Origin of the sequence: Oceanobacillus aidingensis (genome assembly GCF_042654105.1) — a bacterium.
Taxonomy (GTDB): domain Bacteria; phylum Bacillota; class Bacilli; order Bacillales; family Amphibacillaceae; genus Oceanobacillus; species Oceanobacillus oncorhynchi.
Window position 1 is genome coordinate 21325 of the sequence record NZ_JBHSFT010000039.1, and the last position, 6987, is coordinate 28311.

Below are 6987 nucleotides of genomic sequence, written 5' to 3' on the forward strand. Positions count from 1 at the left end.
TTACAGCCATTGAAATGTACCACCTCTGACATAGTTTTTACCACTGAATGACACGGAATGTACCAGTAAATGACAGATGATTACCACTTCACATAAAAAACATACGTATATTAAATTATAAATGTTATGCTTGTTGTACGAATTTGATTGGTTTTCAATCAGAACAGTATTCAACAATCGGGCCATTTAGTTGAATAATACTTCCTAATAAAACAGGATACTCATGTTAATTTTGACAGAGAGGTAAATAGCTAAATGTAGCACTAAGTACGGGAAAAAGAGATAAGACAACTATCATTTCAATAGTTGTCTTATCTCCTTTATATTAATTTCCGCCAAGAAGTATAGTTGGATCGAGTCCTGGAGGGAATACTTCTTCAAAATGGTCATTATTCTCATATAAGTTATACCAAGCTTCAGCAATAAGATCTGGGTCTCCTTCTGTTCCAGGTTGTATCATGGCCCCGATTGAAAGATGTCCGATAAACACCCCTTTTTCTTTCAACTCATTGTGCAGGTTTAAGGCATAATTACGCATACCAGCCCCAACGATTCCGGCATTTCCCGCATATGGTAAAGGGAAAATAGTAGATACGCCTGTTGTGAATAATATGGCACCAGAACCGTTACTTATCATATCTGGTAGCACCTCATTCACGGAAAGAATGCCAGCCAACAAATAGCTGTTCATAATATCTACTACACTTTGCGGCTTCGTTTCAAGCACAGAAGTGAATATATCCTCCTTAGCATAGGGGCTAAATTCTAGTACATCAATCGAACCGAATGCTTTTTTAGCTGATTGAATAGCTTGTTTTAAGGCAGCTAAGTTCGTAACATCGGCTACAAAAGATTGTGTTTCAATATTTAGTTCCTTGAGTTTACGTTCGATAATTGCTAATTTCTCAGAATTCCTTGCAATGGTCGCTACCCTAAAACCCTTCTCTCCGAATTTTTTTGCTATAGACAATCCTAATCCAGAGCCTGCACCAACAATAGCAATAGTTTTCATTTTTTATAAACTCCAATCTGTGATATATTAAAACAACATGTGTTGCTTTAATGAAAACTATACAGCCAATACATTTTTACAACAACCAACAATCTACTGCCGAATGTTGCTATAGCAACAACATTACGAAATTGTCGGGTGGGAGGTGAGACAATGGCATCGAAAGTAAGGAACCTACGTATTACACAAACAAAACAGTTCTTAATTAATGCTTTTTACAATCTAGCTTCTCAAAAGGATTTTGAAAAAATTACAATAGCTAATATAACAAAGGAAGCGCAGGTTAACCGGGCTACATTTTATGCACATTTTAATGATAAATACGATTTAATTGACTATATTATGGGGGATTTTGCCTCAGCATCTATCGAAAGTCATACTTTAGATGATATGAAATTCGGTGAGGAGACCATACATCAACTCATTTTTGCAGTATACGATTTTTACCAACAACCGAATATTGAATGTCGCAGCAGCTATGGTAAATGGGCCTTACCTCAAATGAAGGAAAAAATACTAAATGAATTAAAGAGTTTTTTATCAAAAAGTTTGGATTATAAGTATTCAGATATTGAAAAGGATATGTTCGTGCCAATCTTATCACAAATCATTCATGAAGGTGGATTGCAATTGTATCTTGGTAAACATACCTTAAAAAAGGAAGAAGTAGCCAAAAAGATTGCATCATTTGTAGTTGGTGGATCTCAGTCTTTTAAAGGAGTGTCACGCTAACAGGTAACGTTAGTTCAATACCGTGACTTTCTAGGTTAGTGTGTCTAGTCAATGACTGCTTTTTTTCGAGTCCATTTAAGTTATTTTGCTCGGACGAGAATGTCGTTAGAGCATAGAGAAACGCCAAGTCGAACATGGCCGGGGCGTAGAGTATACATTCGTTAAAATATTGACGGTTCAGTTTTCCAACAAACAGGCGCTATCCTTAAATAAGGATAAGCGCTTATTTTTCATTGTAGGACCTGAATAAGAGAGGGCATTATTCTAAGTAAAGCGTGTTATAGGTAAAATGAACTGAAGAAAGTATATTCACCAACTTGACAGTTAACGATATATCGTTTATTCTTAGCGTAACGATATATCGTTAACTTAAAATAAAATTAACAGGAGGTTTTGAATGTGTACAAAAGACCTGATATGGCCCAATATCCTTTTTTAAAAGGACAGAGTCATTTTTATCATCATGGTGTCTTTAGAGGCAACAGATTCGACGCGGAAGTTGGGATAGGAAACGGTAACTTTGACGGGCAAGGCAGACCTCATATCTTCGCAGGCAAAGAATCTGGTGAGGATACTAGTGGTGAACGTTTCTTCGGGCGTGGTGATCTCAAGATTGTCTTATTAAAATTGTTACAAGAACAATCAAGACATGGATATGGATTAATCAAAGAGCTTGAGGAAAAGTTTAAGGGGCTTTATTCGCCTAGTCCCGGTTCCGTTTATCCTATTCTACAGATGCTTGAGGATCAAGATTTAGTTAATGTAATCAAAGAAGGTCGGAAAAAAGTTTATCATCTTACAGATGAGGGGCAAGCCTTTTTGAAAAAAAACCAAGATGAAGATCCTGTTAACTCAAGAATGAATGTGCTTGAAAATGTGGACCTGGACGAAATTCAGACTTTAAGATCTGACATTCAGGGTTTATTCCATGAATTTTTCAAGGTGGGCCGTCAAGCTATAGAAAAGCCCGAAAAGAAGGAACAACTACAAAACCTGCTCGAAAAAACACGGGCAGAGCTTTTGAAAATAGTTGATGACGAAGAGAAAAACTCAGATGGACAATAATTTTTAAAAATATATAAGGAGACTTTAAATTGACAATTACACTTAACCACACAGTGGTATTCGCTAAAAATAATGATAAAGCTGCACACGAATTTGCAGAGAATATGGGCCTAAAACTTAATGGTTATGAAGGGATAGACAATAAGTTTGCAGAAGTGCAAGTTAATGACGATCTTTCTGTTTTCTTTATGACAATCGAGGATGATACTCCACAACAGCATTTGGCTTTCAGTGTTGATGGACATACTTTTGACCAGATTCATGAACAACTTCGTAAAAGGAATGTAGCCTTTGGGAACAGCCCGTTTGAAACAGAAAATCGACGCACAGATCACCCATTTGCTTCCCGTGGGTTGTTTTGGACCAATTTAGATGGTTGCCTATTTGAAGTTATGACTGATTAGCCATAATCAATGTTGATAAAAACGTTGGATATTGCAAATATGGACTCTTTGATTCTGCCTCAATCGGGCGCGATTGTTGAACATCAAAAGCCTACGTTATCTTAAATCTCCCAATTGGTAAATGCGGTGGCAACAGGTGGTAAGTTCTGTGGCAATCACTGGTAAAATAGATGGCACAAGTGGTACATTTCCTTGGCCGTAATCATACAGACTCTTTTTTACTTCTATTATGTTGTCTCAAAATGCAGTGACTCTCTTTATCTTAATAGCTAGTTTAGTAAGACTATCTATTTGAAAAAATACACCTAGATGCAATAAAGGATTATATCATGACTATTATTTAACATATTTTAGCAGGTGATAAGAAATGATCCCACACTCCAGTTCATAAGATTGATCCATATAAAAGCAGCCCCAAATAAGTGCTTTCTCAAATTACTTTTAATTCAGTAAGTTTAATGTTTGTTCTACTTACTACATAAACAATGAATGTAAAATGAGAGATCAACATATACACATATTATAAGTATAGAAACGACCCTTGATATTCCTCATTCTAAATATCAAGGGCCCTCCTACTTATCAACTCTTCAATTCATAATAATATCTATATGCCCAACCGTAAACTGCTGCTAATAAATATGCTAGTTAAATCAAAATGCACTAATTAATTTATATTCTTAACCGGTCTGCCAATAGAATGATACTCCACTCCATTATCAGCCATTTCCTGAACATTATAAATATTTCTACCATCAAACACCAATGGAGTCTGCATTAAATCTTTATACTGATTTGGGGTAACAGCTTTAATCTCTCCCCACTCTGTGAAGATGAGACATGCAGCTGCTCCTTTTAAAGCATCTTCCGGACTATCCACGTAAGTGATATTCCCCTGCCCATGACTTCCTTCTGAATAAAACTGTTTAAAGTTATCGACCCCGATTGGATCATATGCATAGATATCTGCCCCTTGTTCTAAAAGCAATGGGACATTTGCAAGTGACGGAGCTTCACGAAGGTCATCTGTACCTGGTTTAAATGTTAAACCCAGTACTGCTACCTTGATACCTTCAAACGTTTCTAACCGCTGCTTCGCTTTTTCATACAATTTCAATTTTTGCTCAGAATTTATCTTAATCGTTGCTTGCATTGTTCTCAAGTCGTATCCATATTGTCTTGCAAGATACTCTAAAGCGCTAGTATCTTTCGGGAAACAAGATCCTCCATAGCCAATACCAGCATTTAAGAACTTGCTACCAATACGATCATCATAGCTCATTCCTTCAGCGACATCCTGAATATCTGCTCCAACCAATTCACATAAGTTTGCAATATCATTCATGTAAGAGATTTTTAAAGCAAGAAAGTCATTAGATGCATATTTAACCATTTCAGCAGAACGACGATTGACAGATACAATTGGTAAATTAAACGGTGCATAAATCTCTGTTAAGAGGTTTTCTGCCCATTCACTCTCCGTACCAATAACGATACGAGCTGCCTCTAATGTATCTTTTACCGCAGATCCTTGTGCAAGAAATTCAGGGTTAGACGCTACTTCGACTTTTACATCATTAACAAGTGACTTATTAATAAGCTCCGCTATTTTATCATTCGTGCCAATTGGTACCGTTGATTTGATTACAATTAAACAATCCTTTGCAACAGACTCAGCAATTTGTTTTGCTACTGTTTCTACATATTGCAAATTCGCTGAGCCATCTTCTTTTTCTGGAGTACCAACACCAATAAATACGGCATCTGCTTCTTTATATGCAGAGGAATAATCCATGGTAAAATGCAATCTGCCAGCTTCAATATTTTTGCGCATTAATTCTTCTAATCCTACTTCATAAATTGGAGAAATTCCGTCTCGCATCGTTTTTACTTTTTGTTCGTCTATATCAACGCATGTTACGTTATGTCCGTTTTCTGCCATGCATACGCCAGTTACTAGACCGACGTAGCCAGTGCCGGCTACTGCTAGGTTTTTCAAAAGAAATCCCCCTATAAAATCAATTTCTTTTAAAATATACTGTATAATATCTCTTTTTGAATAAATTACTAATTAGTATTCATACTAACTTCTTAAAGCTCTTCACAGAAATATTTTTAACAGTATAATGCTTTAAATTAACAATTACTATCCTATACTCTTTAAGTAATTTAAACAACTATTTACACCTTTATATTTTTTGTTGCTAACTAGGCGCTAAGATTTATTAATTTTTGAATTATTGCCCATATATATGTCTAAAATTATACTAGCATCAACAAGATGCTTTAAGCTAAGCTTAATTTTCATATAAATAAAGCAAGTACCCCTTTTAAATTCAAAGGTTCACTTGCTTTATTAATATTCAATAAAATACTATTTATTTCCAAAAAAGTCAATAATCGTATCAGCTATTCTCCTAGAAGCTTCTCCATCTCCATAAGGGTTCGAAGCTTTTGCCATTTCACTATGTTTTTGTTGATCGCTTAATAATTCATGAGCTGTATTAAAAATAGTATCTTCATCCGTTCCTACTAATTTTAATGTTCCAGCATCAATACCTTCAGGACGCTCGGTAGTGTCTCTCAACACCAGTACAGGGACTCCTAAGGAAGGAGCTTCTTCTTGAACACCGCCAGAATCCGTTAATATTAAATGTGCATGGGATGCAAAATTATGAAAATCTATTACACCTAGAGGTTCAATTAATTTAATTCGATCATCATTTCCTAAAATATCGTCTGCTGTTTCTTTAACAACAGGGTTTAAATGAACTGGATAAACAACTTGGATATCATCATGTGTTTCTACTAATCGCTTAATTGCACGAAACATTTGTTTCATGTTATTCCCTAAATTTTCTCTTCTATGTGCCGTCATTAACACAAGACGCTTCTCACCTAATTCATCGATAATCGGGCTAGAATATGATTCATCAACTGTTGTTTTCAGAGCATCGATTGCTGTATTTCCAGTAATAGCGATGTATTCTTTTGGTTTATTTTCATTCAATAGATTTTGTTTAGATTTTTCTGTCGGCGCAAAATGTAAATCTGCTATTACGCCAGTAAGCTGTCGGTTCATCTCTTCTGGAAATGGAGAATACTTGTCCCATGTACGTAATCCCGCCTCTACATGTCCTACTACAATTTGATTATAGTAGGCAGCAAGAGAAGCTGCGAATGTCGTACTGGTATCACCATGTACTAAGACAATATCTGGTTTTACCTTTTTCATTACCTCATCAAGACCTTCTAAAGCACGATTCGTAATTTGCGCAAGAGATTGTTGTTTTTTCATAATATTCAAATCAAAATCCGGAGTTATTTCAAATATCTCCAAGACTTGATCCAGCATTTCTCTGTGCTGAGCAGTCACCGTTACAATTGACTCAAATTCTTCTGTACGTTTGTTCAATTCGAGTACAAGCGGTGCCATCTTAATCGCTTCAGGTCTTGTCCCAAATATAGTCATTACCTTAATCCGTTTTGCCAAATCTATCACTCCAAGTTTTATGTATTGATTGCCAAAATTTTCACCTACAAAATTGACATTACTAAAATCATTATAGCAATCTTTTCCTAAATATAAAATACTATTTACATAAAATATAAAGTCTACTTCCTGATAAACGCATAATTATATATAAATACAAGTAATAAAAGACATTATAAAGTGGACCCCATTGTCAAGACACCAATTTTATAAAAATTAGGTGGGTCCATTATTTTATCCTTATCCCATCTTACTGACCAGGCTCTGGCTCAGGAAAGATA

Annotated in this window: 6 protein-coding genes; 3 read left to right on the top strand and 3 right to left on the bottom strand. The window is 35.6% G+C overall.

The window, feature by feature from the left end:
* Positions 1 to 325: 325 nt before the first annotated feature.
* Positions 326 to 1012, bottom strand: coding sequence for an SDR family NAD(P)-dependent oxidoreductase (locus tag ACFO3P_RS15030; protein WP_379542501.1), 687 nt, complete (start codon positions 1010 to 1012; stop codon positions 326 to 328).
* Positions 1013 to 1165: 153 nt separating this feature from the next.
* On the opposite strand from ACFO3P_RS15030, the gene ACFO3P_RS15035 reads away from it, so the two are divergent.
* From ACFO3P_RS15035 to ACFO3P_RS15045, 3 genes are all read left to right on the top strand, one after another.
* Positions 1166 to 1744: a TetR/AcrR family transcriptional regulator gene (locus tag ACFO3P_RS15035; protein ID WP_042529640.1), complete on the top strand. Its 579-nt coding sequence runs from the start codon at positions 1166 to 1168 to the stop codon at positions 1742 to 1744.
* A gap of 399 nt (positions 1745 to 2143) precedes the next feature.
* Positions 2144 to 2809 carry a PadR family transcriptional regulator gene (locus ACFO3P_RS15040; protein WP_052484878.1) on the top strand — a complete coding sequence of 222 codons (666 nt, stop codon included), beginning with the start codon at positions 2144 to 2146 and terminating at the stop codon, positions 2807 to 2809.
* Between the two features lie 29 nt (positions 2810 to 2838).
* Positions 2839 to 3213 (top strand): VOC family protein, encoded by a 375-nt coding sequence (locus ACFO3P_RS15045; protein ID WP_042529639.1) that lies wholly within the window; start codon positions 2839 to 2841, stop codon positions 3211 to 3213.
* Positions 3214 to 3880: 667 nt separating this feature from the next.
* On the opposite strand, the gene ACFO3P_RS15050 is transcribed toward ACFO3P_RS15045, so the two are convergent.
* Positions 3881 to 5212, bottom strand: coding sequence for a UDP-glucose dehydrogenase family protein (locus ACFO3P_RS15050; protein WP_379542502.1), 1332 nt, complete (start codon positions 5210 to 5212; stop codon positions 3881 to 3883).
* A 375-nt stretch (positions 5213 to 5587) separates the two neighbouring features.
* Positions 5588 to 6706 (bottom strand): non-hydrolyzing UDP-N-acetylglucosamine 2-epimerase, encoded by a 1119-nt coding sequence (gene wecB / locus ACFO3P_RS15055; protein WP_379542503.1) that lies wholly within the window; start codon positions 6704 to 6706, stop codon positions 5588 to 5590.
* Positions 6707 to 6987 lie beyond the last annotated feature (281 nt).